Here is a 13,730-nt window from a genome sequence, read left to right as displayed (position 1 = left end):
AATGTGCGTGCGGGCCGAGCCCGCGAAATTTGTGCGGTCTTGTGAAGCAAAGCGCCCACCAGCGGGTTCGCCGTCGCTCTTGACGCCTCTCATACGGCAGCCGGGACGGCGTTGACGGCTCTCTTACGGTTTGGCCATGCCTCGTTCACCAAGCCCGACGGTCGGCGGGAGCTGATCATTCCGGCCCGCCGCGCGCGGCGGCGTGGCGGCGGCGGGACGGCAGGACGACGGTGACGGCCTCCCCGCAGACCGTGTCGAGCTCCGGTCCTTTGCGAGCGCCAAGGTCACGTCAAGAGCGAAACTCCGCAAGCCGAGGCCGCAAGCCCAGCACCGTACAGAGCCCCACGAGCCCCAGCGCGCCCCCGATCCACGGAAGCACCCCCGGCACCGCCCCCCGGCCGTCCTCGGCAGCCCGTTCGAAGTGGCTCTGGTTGATGCCGGTGACCCGTTTCAACTCCCGGTCCAGGTCGAGGAAGTGGGAGTTGGACGTGCCCTCCTCCCAGCTGATGCAGAAGTCGACGGCCTGGCGCTCGCGGCCGTCGGCGACCAGCTTGCGGATCTTGCGGTCGTCGCGCTGGTAGACGAGGTACGCCTCGACGGCGGCCTCCGCGGCGGCGCGTTCGCCGGGGAAGGTGATGTTGTCGAGTTCGCGCCGGAACTCCCCGGTGAAGGGGAGGGTGCGGTGGTCGGTCTTGTAGGTGCTCCAGGTCTCGTCGAGCCGGGAGTCGTACGTGGCCGGGGTGGAGCCCGCAATGCCGTACAGCGCCTGCGACTTGGCGAAGAAGGAGTTCCCGTACTGGGCGCGCCGGTCCTTGAGCAGCAGGTACCGGCTTTCGTCCGCGTTGGCGTCGTACGCCGTGGCCTGGGCGCGCGACAGCGCCACGACGGAGTCGAAGGCGTCGCGGCGTGCGATCCGCAGTTGTTCCGAGGACGTGGCGAGGAGCTGACAGCCGAGGACGACGGCGATGAGCGCGCACAGGCTCGCGGCGAGCAGCCCGGGGTTAAACACGCGCCGGAAGCGCCGCGTGAGGTGCCACTGGAGTCCGACGAGGACGACGAGCAGCGCGGCTCCGACGAGGACGGCGGCGATCAGCTCGCCGGTCAGCCGGGAGCGCGCCGCGTCGTAGTGCCGCTCGTACGCGGTGTTGTTGGACTCGACCAACTCACGTGCCTCTGGCAGGAGTTGACCCTGGAGGAGGTCGGTCGCCGTGCGGTAGTCGTCACCGGCCGCGGTCTTGCCGCCCTTGCGGGCGTCGTTCTCCAGGGCGCGGCCGACCAGTTCCTGGTAGCGCGCGAAGTTCTCGGTGAGGTCCTCGACGGTGCGGCCGGCGCCGCGGTCGTGCTGAGCGGCGACGGAGAGGGTGCGCAGGGCGGTGCTGATGGTGTGACGCGATGCGCCGTAGCCCTCGACGGCCTTGTCGTACGGGACGTCGAGGCGGCCGCGGCCCGCGTCGCCGTTCGCGAGGAGCAGGTTGGCGACCTGCGCGTCCATGTCGTTGAGCGCGAGGTTCAGACCCGCGGCGCTGGTGGTGCTCGGCGCGTCGCGGTCGGCCACGTCGTCCCACGCCTCGAGCGCGGCGAAACCCGCCGTACCGAGGAGCGCCGCGAGGGCGGCGGCGAGCAGCAGGATCACGGTGCGCAGCAGGCGCAGCCGGGCCGGAAGCGACGACCAGGCGCGCCTCAACACCCGTCGGACGTCCGGTGGTTGCGGACGCCCGGCCCGCGGCCCCCCTCTGAGCCGCGGGCCGAGACGCCCGTTCGGACGGACGATTTCAACCGGATGTGTGGCGGACACAGCCCCGGCCCCCGCATCTGGACTGTGCGTACTGCCGGCGGTGATCGTCACGCGCCCTCCCACCTCACATCACGGACTCGTTCGTCCGTTCCCCCGTGGTGATCAGTCTTGGGTCCGTTTTGGCGCTTCCCGGTTTTGTTGACGCCCTCCTTATGCACCATCAGGGCTTCTTGACGCAGGCTTGACGGGCGTTCGGGACGGCCTGTCAGGGGGTCGTAAATTCCCGGCTGTGAAGGTGATTTGGTGAGGTTGGGACGGCTACCTTCCTGTCCGCACGGCCGCGCTCCGTGGCCGCTCCCCCACCAGAAAGTCACCCTCGCCGATGCTTCCCGCCGCCCCGCAGCAGGCTCCGCACATGCCCGAGAGCCCGTCGTCCGGGCGCAGTCCCGAGAACCGTCCCGGCGGCCGCCGGCGGGTCCGCCCCGGCGGCTTCGTCGAACCCGGGCAGCTCCTGAGGTCGGTCCCCGACGCGCTGCACAAGCTGCGCCCGCGCGCCCTCGTCAAGAATCCCGTCCTGTTCGTCGTCGGCTGCGGCGCGGTGATCACGACCGGGACCGCGGTGTTCGACCCCTCCGTGTTCTCCTGGATCATCAGCCTGTGGCTGTGGCTCACGCTCTTCTTCGCCAACCTCGCGGAGGCCGTGGCGGAGGGTCGTGGCAAGGCGCAGGCGCAGGCGCTGCGCAGGGCGCGCACGGACACGGTCGCGCTGCGCCTGCGGAACAACTGGCGCGTGGGCACGGACCTCCAGGAAGCGGAGACGGAGGCGGTGGCCGCCACCGAGCTGCGGCCCTTCGACTTCGTCCTGGTCGAGGCGGGCGAGCTGATCCCGGCGGACGGCGACGTGGTCGACGGGGTCGCGGCGGTCGACGAGTCCGCCGTCACCGGTGAGTCGGCCCCGGTCATCCGGGAGTCGGGCGGCGACCGCAGCGGTGTCACGGGCGGCACGACGGTGCTGTCCGACCGGATCGTCGTACGCATCACCTCGCGCGCCGGACACTCCTTCCTGGACCGCATGATCGCGCTGGTCGAGGGCGCGTCCCGGCAGAAGACGCCGAACGAGATAGCCCTCAACATCCTGCTCGCGGCGCTCACCATCGTCTTCGTCATGGTCGTCGTGTCCCTGCAGTCGATGGCTTCGTACGCGGGCGCGGCGCAGCCCACGACGGTGCTCGTCGCGCTGCTGGTGACACTGATCCCCACCACGATCGGCGCGCTGCTCTCCGCCATCGGCATCGCGGGCATGGACCGGCTCGTGCAGCGCAACGTGCTCGCCATGTCGGGCCGCGCGGTCGAGGCGGCGGGCGACGTCAACACGCTCCTGCTCGACAAGACCGGCACCATCACCCTCGGCAACCGCGAGGCCGACGCCTTCATGCCGCTGCCCGGCGTCGACGAGATGCACCTCGCGGACGCGGCCCAGCTCTCCTCACTGGCCGACGAGACGCCCGAGGGCCGCTCCATCGTCGTACACGCCAAGAACAAGTACGGCCTTCGCGCACCGGCGCAGGGCGAGCTGGCCAACGCGCAGTTCGTGGAGTTCAGCGCGCAGACCCGGATGAGCGGCATCGATCTGCGCTGGGACAACGGCGCGGCCTGCACCATCCGCAAGGGCGCCGCCGCGCAGGTGATCACCTGGGTGGAGCTGCGCGGCGGTCAGGTGCCGCCGCAGGCCCGGATGTTCGCCGACTCCGTCGCCGCGGCGGGCGGTACGCCGCTGCTCGTCGCCGTGCACGACTGGGACGGGCCGCGCGTCCTCGGTGTCGTACAGCTCAGGGACGTCGTGAAGGACGGCATCCGCGAGCGGTTCGCCGAGCTGCGCCGCATGGGCATCCGCACCGTCATGATCACCGGCGACAACGCGCTCACCGCGCGCGCCATCGCCCGGGAGGCGGGCGTCGACGACTTCCTCGCGGAGGCCACGCCCGAGGACAAGCTCGACCTCATCAAGAAGGAGCAGGAGGGCGGCAAGCTCGTCGCGATGACCGGCGACGGCACCAACGACGCCCCGGCGCTCGCGCAGGCGGACGTCGGCGTGGCCATGAACACCGGTACCTCGGCCGCCAAGGAGGCCGGGAACATGGTGGACCTGGACTCCAACCCGACCAAGCTCATCGAGATCGTGGAGATCGGCAAGCAACTCCTCATCACCCGCGGCGCCCTGACCACGTTCTCGATCACCAACGACGTCGCCAAGTACTTCGCGATCATCCCGGCGATGTTCGCGGGGGCGTACCCGGGCCTCGAGTCCCTCAACATCATGGGCCTGCACAGCCCGAAGTCGGCCATCACGTCGGCCATCATCTTCAACGCGCTGATCATCGTCGTACTGATCCCGCTCGCCCTGCGCGGTGTGCGCTACACACCGGCGTCCGCGCACGACCTGCTGCGCCGCAACCTGGCGGTGTACGGACTCGGCGGGCTCGTGCTGCCGTTCCTCGGGATCAAGCTGATCGACCTGGTGGTGTCCACGTTCCCTGGGCTGAGCTGAGCGAACCGCGGCTTGAGGGGGCCCGCACATCAAGGCCCCGTCAAGCGCATCAGGAGGCCGTCAAAGACCGTGAAGGGCGCTTGAAGCCCAGCTCACGGGCCAGTTGGATGAACGACGTGAACAGCTTCGCGCGCCATGACGACCGGCCGCCTCATACGGTGGTGCCGGTCTCGCGCGCTGTTCACGTCCCGGTGCGCTGACGCCGCACCGCATCCCCCTTCGCCGTGAGCGGCGCTCCTGAGGAGCGCGCACGGCTTTTTCGTTTCGCATGCCGCACGCCCCCGCCGGGGGCCGCCGAGGCATGCCTCACCACAGGATCCGATCATGTCTTCTGCCTCACTGGACGGGCGCACCGCGCTCGTCACCGGAGCCACCTCCGGCATCGGCTACGAGAGTGCCCGCCTCCTCGCCGAGCGCGGTGTCACCGTGCTCGTGCACGGCCGCACCGCCGACGAGGCCCAGGCCGCCGTCGACAAGCTCGTCGCCACGGCCGGCGTCGACGTCGCGAAGCTGCGCGCGTTCGCCGCCGACTTCACCCATCTGGAGGAGGTCGAGCGGCTCGCGAGCCTCGTCGTCGCCGAACACCCGCACCTGGACGTGCTGGTGAACAACGCGGGTATGGCCGCCCCGGAGCGCCACACCATCACCGCCGACGGCAACGAGATCGCCTTCCAGGTGAACTTCCTCGCGCACTTCCTCCTCACGAGCCTGCTCGAGCCCGCCCTGACGATGGGGCATCCCCTGCTCGAGCGAAGCCGAGAGCTTGGGGAAGAGCCGGGCGGCCGCGTCGTCAACGTGTCGTCGTCGCTGCACCGCACAGGGTCGATCTCCTGGAGCGACCCGAACCGCGCCCGCCGCTACTCGCGTCTGGCGGCCTACGCCCAGTCGCAGCTCGCCCTCACCGTCTTCGCCGCCGACCCGCGCGTGACCGCCGTGTCGGTGCACCCCGGCGTGTGCGACACCGCGCTCCTGCCGCTGTACGCGCACGAGGGCACGTCGGCCGCCGAGGGCGCCGCCCACGTGGTGCGCCTGTGCGACCCGGCGACCGAGATCGTCAACGGGGCGTACTACGACCGCGCCGAGCGCGTCGAGCCCGCCGCGGCCGCGACGGAGGACCGCACCGTCAAGCGTCTCAACAAGCTCGCCGCCCTGCTGGTCGGCCACGACTCTTGAAGGGTTCGAACGCCTAGATGTCCAAGCGCGCACGCAAGAAGAGGGCACGTCGCGAGAAGAAGGCCAACCACGGCGGCAAGGCGGGCCAGGGCTAGCCTGCCCCGGCGCGGTCAGCGGTGCGCTCCTCCCGACCCGGAGGGCCGCACCGCTGTCGCCGTTCCCGCCCCGTGCCGCGCGTGCGCACACCGGCAGGCCGTCGCAGCCTGCACCACCAACGGCCGGGCCCGTGCCACGATCCAGCACACCCGCACCATCAACGCCCCAGCCCGCACCACGCATCACCATGCGCGCACCACCCCCTGCCCAGCCACCACCCAACCCACCGCAGCCCCAGGAGGACCGCCCCGTGATCCCGCTTCAGCGGCACGAACTGCCCGCACTCTCGCGCTGGTTCACGGCCGCGGCGCCCGGAACGGCCGCGCTGCCCGAGCACGTCCTCACGCACGGCGCGGGCCAGTGGTGGGCCGACCGGACGGACGCCCCGCGCGCCCTCGCGGTGTCGTGCGCCGGCCATGTGCTGCTGCGCGGCGACCCGCTCGCCGTCTCCCCCGGTGGCCTCGCGCAGTTCGCCGCCCATCATGTCGACGCGCCGGCGCGCTTCCTGCCGGTGCTCGGCGCCGCCTTCGACCGCATCGTGCCCGCCGAGCGCATGGTGTACGTCCACCGGGAGCACGTCGACGCGCCCCGCACGCCGCGCGGAGTGCGGGTGCGCCGCGTGTCCGGCGACGACGCGCTCGCGTTCGCTGCGCTGTGGGCCGACTCGGGCTGGCTGCACGCGAGTTGGGGCGGCGGTTCCGCGCTCGCCGCCTCCGGGCACGCCGTCGCCGCGTTCGACCGGAGCGGTCGGGTCGTGTCCGTGGCCTGCTCCTACTTCGCGGGCGAGGCGTACGAGGACGTGGCCGTGGCCACCGCGCCCGAGCACCGCCGCAAGGGCCTGGCGCACGCCTGCGTCGCCGCGCTCACCGCGGACGCCGCGGCGCGCGGCCGCACCGCGAGCTGGTCGTGCGGGCGTGACAACCGCCCCAGCCGCCTGCTGGCCTGGACGGCGGGCTTCCGTCTGGAGCGCGAGTACACCCACTACGCGACGGGCACGCCGCGCGCCGCCGCGGTCCCGGGCGCTCCCCCCGCCGCACACGCGGGCCTCCCGGCCGCGGCCGCACCGCCCACGACGTCCGCGAAGACCCCGGCCTGACGAGCTGAGCGAGGCGGGCGCCAGCACCCCGGCGATGCCTAGAGCACGCCGACGTCGCCCACAAGCCCCGACAGCCCGCCCGGCACCCCGTATCGCACCCCTGGTCGAGCAGAACCCCACCCCTAGAAATTACTCCCGGGTAGTAACGCGTCGACCGCCCCAGATCAAGACCGACACGAAGAGTGCAAGGTCACAGCCGTGCCCCGGCGCCGGGCCCTGATTCAGCCCTAGCATCGGAACATGACGGTCCTGCCTGATGACGGGCTTTCGCTGGCCGCCGAGTTCCCTGATGCGACCCATGAGCAGTGGCAGCGCCTGGTGGAAGGCGTACTGCGGAAGTCGGGTAAGGACGCATCGGGGGCGGCGGCCGAGAAAGCGCTGTCCACCGCGCTCGAGGACGGGCTCAGCACCCGCCCCCTGTACACCGCCCATGACGCCGTGGCTGATGTCGGCCATCCGGGCTTCGCCCCGTACGTACGCGGCGGTCGCGCGGCGGGCGGTGCGGCGACCGGCTGGGACGTACGGCAGCGGCATGCCACGAGCGATCCCGCGCGCACGAACGAGCTGGTCCTCGCCGACCTGGAGAACGGCGTGACGTCGCTGTGGCTCACCCTGGGCCCGGACGCGCTGCCGGTGTCGGGCCTGGAGCGGGCGCTCGACGGCGTGTATCTGGACCTGGCACCCGTCGTCCTCGACGCGGGCCCCGATGTCGGCCCCGCCGCACGGGAGTTGCTGCGCCTGGTGGAGGCCGCGGGCGTCGCCAAGGACGCGGCGCGCGGCAATCTCGGCGCGGACCCGCTGGCGTACGAGGCGCGCACGGGCGAGGAGTTGGCGACGGACACGGCCGTCGAGCTCGCACGGCTGTGCGGCCGTGAGTACGTGGGCCTGCGCGCCCTCACCGTGGACGCGCTGCCCTACCACGAGGCGGGCGGCTCCCCCGCGCAGGAGCTGGGCGCCTCGCTCGCCACCGGCGTCGCGTATCTGCGGCTGCTGACCGACGCGGGCCTCACCCTCCAAGAGGCGTGCGCGCAGCTGGAGTTCCGGTACGCGGCCACCGCCGACCAGTTCCTCACCATCGCCAAACTCCGTGCGGCACGCCGCCTTTGGGCGCGCGTCGCCGAGGCCAGCGGTGACGCCGACGCGGGCGCGCAGCTCCAGCACGCGGTGACGTCGCCGGTGATGATGGCACGCCGCGACCCCTGGGTGAACATGCTGCGCACGACGCTGGCCTGCATGAGCGCCGGTGTCGGCGGCGCCGACGCGGTGACGGTGCTGCCCTTCGACCACTCCCTGGGCCTGCCGGACGCCTTCGCGCGCCGCATCGCCCGCAACACCTCGACGATCCTCCTGGAGGAGTCGCACCTGGCGCGGGTCATCGACCCGGCGGGCGGCTCGTACTACGTGGAGCGGCTCACCGACGAACTCGCCCACGCCGCCTGGGAGTTCTTCCAGGAGATCGAGCGCGCGGGCGGCCAGGCGGCGGCCCTGCGCTCGGGCATGCTCGGCGACCGCATCGCGGCGACCTGGGCCGAGCGCGGCAAGAAGCTCGCCAAGCGCCGCGAACCGATCACGGGCGTCAGCGAGTTCCCGAATCTGACGGAGAAGCCCGTCGCGCGCGAGCCCGCGCCCGCAGGTCCCACCGGCGGCCTGCCGCGGGTGCGCCGCGACGAGGCGTACGAAGCCCTGCGCGCCCGCTCCGACACGCACCTCGCCGAGACCGGTGCCCGTCCGAAGGTGTTCCTGGCCGCGCTCGGCCCGGCGGCCGCGCACACCGCGCGCGCCTCGTTCGCGTCGAACCTCTTCCAGGCGGGCGGCATCGAAGCCGTCCACGACCCGGTGTCGGTGGACGCGACGAGCGTCGCCGACGCCTTCAAGGCGAGCGGCGCCCGCGTCGCCTGTCTGTGTTCCAGCGACGCCCTGTACGCGGACGAGGCGGCGGCGGTCGCCGCGGCGCTGAAGTCCGCCGGCGCCGAGCGGGTGTTCCTCGCGGGGCGGCCCGGCGAGTACGGGAACGACGTCGACGCGTACGTCTTCGCCGGCTGCGACGCCGTGGCCGTGCTCTCCTCCACCCTCGACCTCATGGGAGTGGCGCCATGACGATCCCCGACTTCACCGGCATCGGCCTGGAGCCGGACGCGGCGCCCCGGGGCTCCGCACAGCAGTGGCGCGCCGCGGTCGAGACCGCCACCGGCAAGGGCGCCGACGACCTGCTGTGGGAGACCCCCGAGGGCATCGCCGTCCAACCGCTGTACACGGGCGCCGACTTGGAGGGCCTGGACTTCCTGGAGACGTACCCGGGCGTCGCGCCGTATCTGCGCGGCCCCTATCCGACGATGTACGTCAACCAGCCCTGGACGATCCGGCAGTACGCGGGATTCTCCACCGCGCAGGAGTCCAACGCCTTCTACCGCCGCAACCTCGCGGCCGGCCAGAAGGGCCTCTCCGTCGCCTTCGACCTGCCGACGCACCGCGGCTACGACAGCGACCACCCGCGCGTGACCGGCGACGTCGGCATGGCGGGCGTGGCCATCGACTCCATCTATGACATGCGCCAGCTCTTCGACGGCATTCCGCTGGACAAGATGACGGTGTCGATGACGATGAACGGCGCCGTGCTGCCCGTCCTCGCGCTGTACATCGTCGCCGCCGAGGAACAGGGCGTACCGCCGGAGAAGCTGGCGGGGACCATTCAGAACGACATCCTCAAAGAGTTCATGGTCCGCAACACCTACATCTATCCGCCGAAGCCCTCGATGCGGATCATCTCCGACATCTTCTCGTTCACCTCGCAGAAGATGCCGCGCTACAACTCCATCTCGATCTCCGGCTACCACATCCAGGAGGCCGGTGCGACGGCCGACCTGGAGCTGGCCTACACGCTCGCCGACGGCGTGGAGTACCTGCGAGCGGGGCGCGAGGCGGGCCTTGACGTGGACGCGTTCGCGCCGCGCCTGTCGTTCTTCTGGGCGATCGGGATGAACTTCTTCATGGAGGTCGCCAAGCTCCGCGCGGCGCGCCTGCTGTGGGCGAAGCTGGTCAAGCAGTTCGACCCGAAGAACGCCAAGTCCCTTTCGCTGCGCACCCATTCGCAGACCTCGGGCTGGTCGCTGACCGCCCAGGACGTCTTCAACAACGTGACGCGCACCTGCGTGGAGGCGATGGCGGCGACGCAGGGCCACACGCAGTCCCTGCACACGAACGCCCTCGACGAGGCCCTCGCGCTGCCCACCGACTTCTCGGCGCGCATCGCCCGCAACACCCAGCTCCTGCTCCAGCAGGAGTCGGGCACCTGCCGGGTCATCGACCCCTGGGGCGGCAGCGCGTACGTGGAGAAGCTGACGTACGACCTGGCGCGCCGCGCCTGGCAGCACATCCAGGAGGTCGAGGCGGCGGGCGGCATGGCGCAGGCCATCGACGCGGGCATCCCGAAGCTGCGCGTGGAGGAGGCCGCCGCGCGCACGCAGGCCCGCATCGACTCCGGGCGCCAGCCGGTGATCGGCGTGAACAAGTACCGGGTGGACAGCGACGAGCAGATCGAGGTCCTGAAGGTCGACAACTCCTCCGTGCGCACCCAGCAGATCGAGAAGCTGCGGCGGCTGCGCGAGGAGCGCGACAGCGCGGTGTGCCAGGACGCCCTCGCCAAGCTGACGACGGCCGCCGAGCGCGGCGCGGGCCCCGGTCTGGAGGGCAACCTCCTCGCCCTCGCGGTCGACGCGGCCCGCGCGAAGGCCACGGTCGGCGAGATCTCCGACGCCCTGGAGAAGGCGTACGGGCGGCACGCGGGCCAGATCCGTACGATCTCCGGTGTGTACCGCACCGAAGCAGGCCCCTCTCCGTCCGTCGAGCGCACCCGCGCCCTGGTCACGTCCTTCGAGGAGGCCGAGGGACGCCGCCCGCGCATCCTGGTCGCCAAGATGGGCCAGGACGGCCACGACCGCGGCCAGAAAGTGATCGCGACCGCCTTCGCCGACCTGGGCTTCGACGTCGACGTCGGCCCGCTGTTCCAGACGCCCGGGGAAGTCGCGCGGCAGGCCGTCGAGGCGGACGTGCACATCGTCGGCGTCTCCTCGCTGGCGGCCGGGCACCTCACCCTCGTACCGGCGCTGCGCGCGGAGCTGGCCACCGAGGGGCGCGAGGACATCATGATCGTCGTGGGCGGTGTGATCCCGCCGCAGGACGTCGAGGCGCTGCACGAGGCGGGCGCGGCGGCGGTGTTCCCGCCCGGCACGGTCATCCCGGACGCGGCGTACGACCTGGTGCGGCGGCTCGCCGACGGGCTCGGCCACGAACTGCCCGCCGCCGAGGCCGCCTCCGGCAGTGGCGAGCTGTGAGCCGCTGAGCCCATGGCACCGAGGATCGATCTCGACAGTTATGTGAAGGGCGTGCTCGACGGCAAGCGCGCGCACATCGCGCGCGCGATCACGCTCGTGGAGTCCACCAAGGCCGAACACCGGGTGCTCGCGCAGCAGTTGCTGACGCAGTTGCTCCCGCACTCGGGGCGGGCGCGGCGCATCGGCATCAGCGGCGTTCCTGGCGTGGGCAAGTCCACGTTCATCGACGCGCTGGGCACGATGCTGACGTCGCTGGGCCACCGCGTCGCGGTGCTCGCCGTCGACCCGTCGTCGTCGCGGACGGGCGGCTCCATCCTGGGCGACAAGACCCGCATGGAGCGCCTGTCGGTGGATCCGATGGCGTTCGTGCGGCCCTCCCCCACGGCGGGCACGCTCGGCGGGGTGGCGAAGGCGACCCGCGAGTCCATCGTGGTGATGGAGGCGGCCGGTTACGACGTGGTGCTCGTGGAGACCGTCGGCGTCGGCCAGTCGGAGACGGCCGTGGCCAACATGGTCGACACGTTCCTGCTGCTCACCCTGGCCCGCACGGGCGATCAGCTCCAGGGCATCAAGAAGGGCGTCCTTGAGCTGGCCGACGTGATCGCGGTCAACAAGGCGGACGGCCCGCACGAGCGGGACGCGCGCTCGGCGGCGCGGGAGCTGGCGGGCGCCCTGCGCCTGATGCATCCCCCGGACGCCGCGTGGACGCCCCCTGTCCTGAGTTGCAGCGCCCGCGAGTCGAAGGGCCTCGACACGCTCTGGGACCGCCTCGAACAGCACCGTGCGCTCCTGGACTCCACCGGTCGCCTGGCCGCCAAGCGGCGCGACCAGCAGGTCGACTGGACGTGGACGATGGTCCGCGACGAACTCCTCGGCCGGCTCCACGCCCACCCCGATGTGCGGCGGCTCTCGCCGGACCTGGAACGGCAGGTGCGGGAGGGGACGCTGACGGCGACGGTGGCGGCGGAGCGGATCCTGGACGCGTTCCAGGCGGACTTCCAGGCGGACAAGGGCGAGGGAACCGCTCGGCCTCAGTGAGCAGGAGCCACCGGGATCCAAGGAGAGGGAACAGCTCAGTGAGTCACGACGCACCACCGGTTCTGACGCGGGTCGAGGGCCGGGCGGGCCACATCGTCCTGAACCGGCCGCGCGCCCTGAACGCGCTCGACCACCCGATGGTCCGCCTCGTCGACGAGGCGCTCACCGCCTGGGAGCACGACGACACGGTCCGCACGGTGGTCGTGACCGGCGCGGGCGAGCGCGGCCTGTGCGCGGGCGGCGACATCCGGGCCGTGCGCGACGACATCCTCGCGGGCGGCGGCGCGGGGTCGGCGGCGTTCTGGCACGACGAGTACGTGCTCAACGCCCGGATCGCGCGCTACCCGAAGCCGTACGTCGCGGTGATGGACGGCTACGTCATGGGCGGCGGCGTCGGCATCTCGGCGCACGGCGACGTGCGGGTCGTCACCGAGCGCTCGCGGGTCGCCATGCCGGAGACGATCATCGGCTTCGTCCTCGACGTCGGCGCCACCTATCTCCTGACGCGGGCGCCGGGCGAGCTCGGCACGCATCTGGCGCTGACCGGCACAGCGGTGGGCGCGGGCGACACGCTCCTGTGCGGCCTCGCCGACCACTTCGTGCCCTCGGCGCGCCTCGAGGAGTTCACGGCGGCGCTGGCGGACGCCGACGCGGCCGACGTCGTGCGGTCGTACGCCGAGTCCGCTCCGGAGGGCGAACTCGCCGCGCAGCGCGCGTGGATCGACTCCTGTTACGCCGCCGACTCGGTGGAGGAGATCGTCGACCGCCTCCAGTCCTGCGGTGAGCACGCCGCGAAGGAGGCTGCCGAGGTCCTGCTCTCGCGCTCCCCCACGGCACTGAAGGTCACGCTCGCCGCCCTGCGCCGGGCGCGTGACCTTGGCTCCCTGGAGGAGGCACTCAACCAGGAGTACCGCGTGTCGTGCGCGTGTCTGACGGCGCCGGACTTCCCCGAGGGGGTGCGCGCCCAGGTCGTCGACAAGGACCGCCGGCCGCGCTGGTCGCCCGCCGACCTCGCGTCGGTCTCGGAGGCGGACGTGGAGCGGTTCTTCGGGCCTTGCGCTTATGGGGAGTTGGGGCTCGGCTCCTGACCTCGCGACCCGCTACGGCGGGTCGACCTCCGTGATCACGGCGACGAGCTGGAGGGCAAGCCGCTCGCCCCAGTGGGCCACGCCCACGGCTATCCAGTGGCCGTCGGCCCGCCACAGGTGGACGTCAGGAACGGATTCGCTGAGGGTGGCCCACGGGTCAGGGACCGGCTCGCCCTCGCCGTCCACCTCCTGGGCCAGGAGGCGCACGAGAATGCCGGTGAGGCTGAAGATCTGAGGCTCGCCCCAGCGCCGCGACAGCAGGACGGTGAGGGCGTCGCGCTCGGCCTCGTACCGCAGCTCCGTCTCCTCGTGGGCCGTGCCGTCGTCGTCCCACATCTGGTCGTGCGTCGATAACTCCGCGACGTGGAAGCCGGGTCCGCCATAGCCGTGCTCCGACCTGCCGGGCGCCGCGGGGAAGGCCCGGGCGCGCAGCAGGTCGATCGCGGCGATGTGGTCTGCGCTGCTCATGACTCCAGTAAAGCCGCCGCCACTGACAATTGGCTGTCCGTCAGGCATCCGAGGACTGGCGAGACGTCAGCCGGGGTCTGACCGGACTGCGACGGACGGCCGGCGAAGTGCCGGCCGGGTCCTGACCTGACTGCGGCAGACGGCGGGTCGGCCGCGC

10 protein-coding genes are annotated in these 13,730 nt (G+C 71.9%); 8 read left to right on the top strand and 2 right to left on the bottom strand.

What is annotated here, in order from left to right; all coding sequences use genetic code 11:
- Positions 1-289: 289 nt before the first annotated feature.
- Positions 290-1,687: a GlnX family signal transduction membrane protein gene (locus IEY91_RS08740; RefSeq protein WP_189173522.1), complete on the bottom strand. Its 1,398-nt coding sequence runs from the start codon at positions 1,685-1,687 to the stop codon at positions 290-292.
- A 430-nt stretch (positions 1,688-2,117) separates the two neighbouring features.
- Between IEY91_RS08740 and kdpB the strand changes: the two genes are divergently transcribed.
- The 8 genes from kdpB (at position 2,118) to IEY91_RS08705 (ending at position 13,105) form a co-directional block, all read left to right on the top strand.
- Positions 2,118-4,283, top strand: a complete 2,166-nt coding sequence (kdpB, locus tag IEY91_RS08735) for a potassium-transporting ATPase subunit KdpB (RefSeq protein WP_189173521.1) — start codon at positions 2,118-2,120, stop codon at positions 4,281-4,283.
- A gap of 324 nt (positions 4,284-4,607) precedes the next feature.
- Complete coding sequence (locus IEY91_RS08730; RefSeq protein ID WP_164326622.1) at positions 4,608-5,456, top strand: SDR family NAD(P)-dependent oxidoreductase; 849 nt, start codon at positions 4,608-4,610, stop codon at positions 5,454-5,456.
- Between the two features lie 17 nt (positions 5,457-5,473).
- Positions 5,474-5,551, top strand: a complete 78-nt coding sequence (locus IEY91_RS42600; RefSeq protein WP_373287920.1) for a 50S ribosomal protein bL37 — start codon at positions 5,474-5,476, stop codon at positions 5,549-5,551.
- A 251-nt stretch (positions 5,552-5,802) separates the two neighbouring features.
- On the top strand, positions 5,803-6,648 hold the full coding sequence (locus tag IEY91_RS08725; protein WP_189173520.1) for a GNAT family N-acetyltransferase: 846 nt from the start codon (positions 5,803-5,805) through the stop codon (positions 6,646-6,648).
- 240 nt (positions 6,649-6,888) lie between these two features.
- Complete coding sequence (gene mutA, locus IEY91_RS08720; RefSeq protein WP_164326621.1) at positions 6,889-8,745, top strand: methylmalonyl-CoA mutase small subunit; 1,857 nt, start codon at positions 6,889-6,891, stop codon at positions 8,743-8,745.
- Positions 8,742-10,979, top strand: coding sequence for a methylmalonyl-CoA mutase (scpA, locus tag IEY91_RS08715; RefSeq protein WP_189173519.1), 2,238 nt, complete (start codon positions 8,742-8,744; stop codon positions 10,977-10,979). The genes mutA and scpA overlap by 4 nt, the downstream gene beginning before the upstream one ends.
- 12 nt (positions 10,980-10,991) lie before the next feature.
- On the top strand, positions 10,992-12,017 hold the full coding sequence (gene meaB / locus IEY91_RS08710; RefSeq protein ID WP_164326619.1) for a methylmalonyl Co-A mutase-associated GTPase MeaB: 1,026 nt from the start codon (positions 10,992-10,994) through the stop codon (positions 12,015-12,017).
- A gap of 38 nt (positions 12,018-12,055) precedes the next feature.
- Positions 12,056-13,105, top strand: coding sequence for an enoyl-CoA hydratase/isomerase family protein (locus IEY91_RS08705; protein ID WP_189173518.1), 1,050 nt, complete (start codon positions 12,056-12,058; stop codon positions 13,103-13,105).
- Positions 13,106-13,117: 12 nt separating this feature from the next.
- Here the strand turns inward: IEY91_RS08705 and IEY91_RS08700 are convergent, their stop codons facing one another.
- On the bottom strand, positions 13,118-13,573 hold the full coding sequence (locus IEY91_RS08700) for a hypothetical protein (RefSeq protein WP_164326617.1): 456 nt from the start codon (positions 13,571-13,573) through the stop codon (positions 13,118-13,120).
- Positions 13,574-13,730: the final 157 nt, after the last annotated feature.

It is taken from the genome of Streptomyces lasiicapitis, assembly GCF_014646335.1.
Taxonomy (GTDB): Bacteria; Actinomycetota; Actinomycetes; order Streptomycetales; family Streptomycetaceae; genus Streptomyces; species Streptomyces lasiicapitis.
This window is presented reverse-complemented; position numbering and strand designations above follow the sequence as displayed.

Coding starts and splice junctions, on each gene's coding strand:
- IEY91_RS08700 (WP_164326617.1), bottom strand. CDS start 13,573: ATGAGCAGCGCAGACCACATCGCCGCGATCGACCTGCTGCGCGCCCGG.
- IEY91_RS42600 (WP_373287920.1), top strand. CDS start 5,474: ATGTCCAAGCGCGCACGCAAGAAGAGGGCACGTCGCGAGAAGAAGGCC.
- IEY91_RS08730 (WP_164326622.1), top strand. CDS start 4,608: ATGTCTTCTGCCTCACTGGACGGGCGCACCGCGCTCGTCACCGGAGCC.
- scpA (WP_189173519.1), top strand. CDS start 8,742: ATGACGATCCCCGACTTCACCGGCATCGGCCTGGAGCCGGACGCGGCG.
- mutA (WP_164326621.1), top strand. CDS start 6,889: ATGACGGTCCTGCCTGATGACGGGCTTTCGCTGGCCGCCGAGTTCCCT.
- meaB (WP_164326619.1), top strand. CDS start 10,992: ATGGCACCGAGGATCGATCTCGACAGTTATGTGAAGGGCGTGCTCGAC.
- kdpB (WP_189173521.1), top strand. CDS start 2,118: ATGCTTCCCGCCGCCCCGCAGCAGGCTCCGCACATGCCCGAGAGCCCG.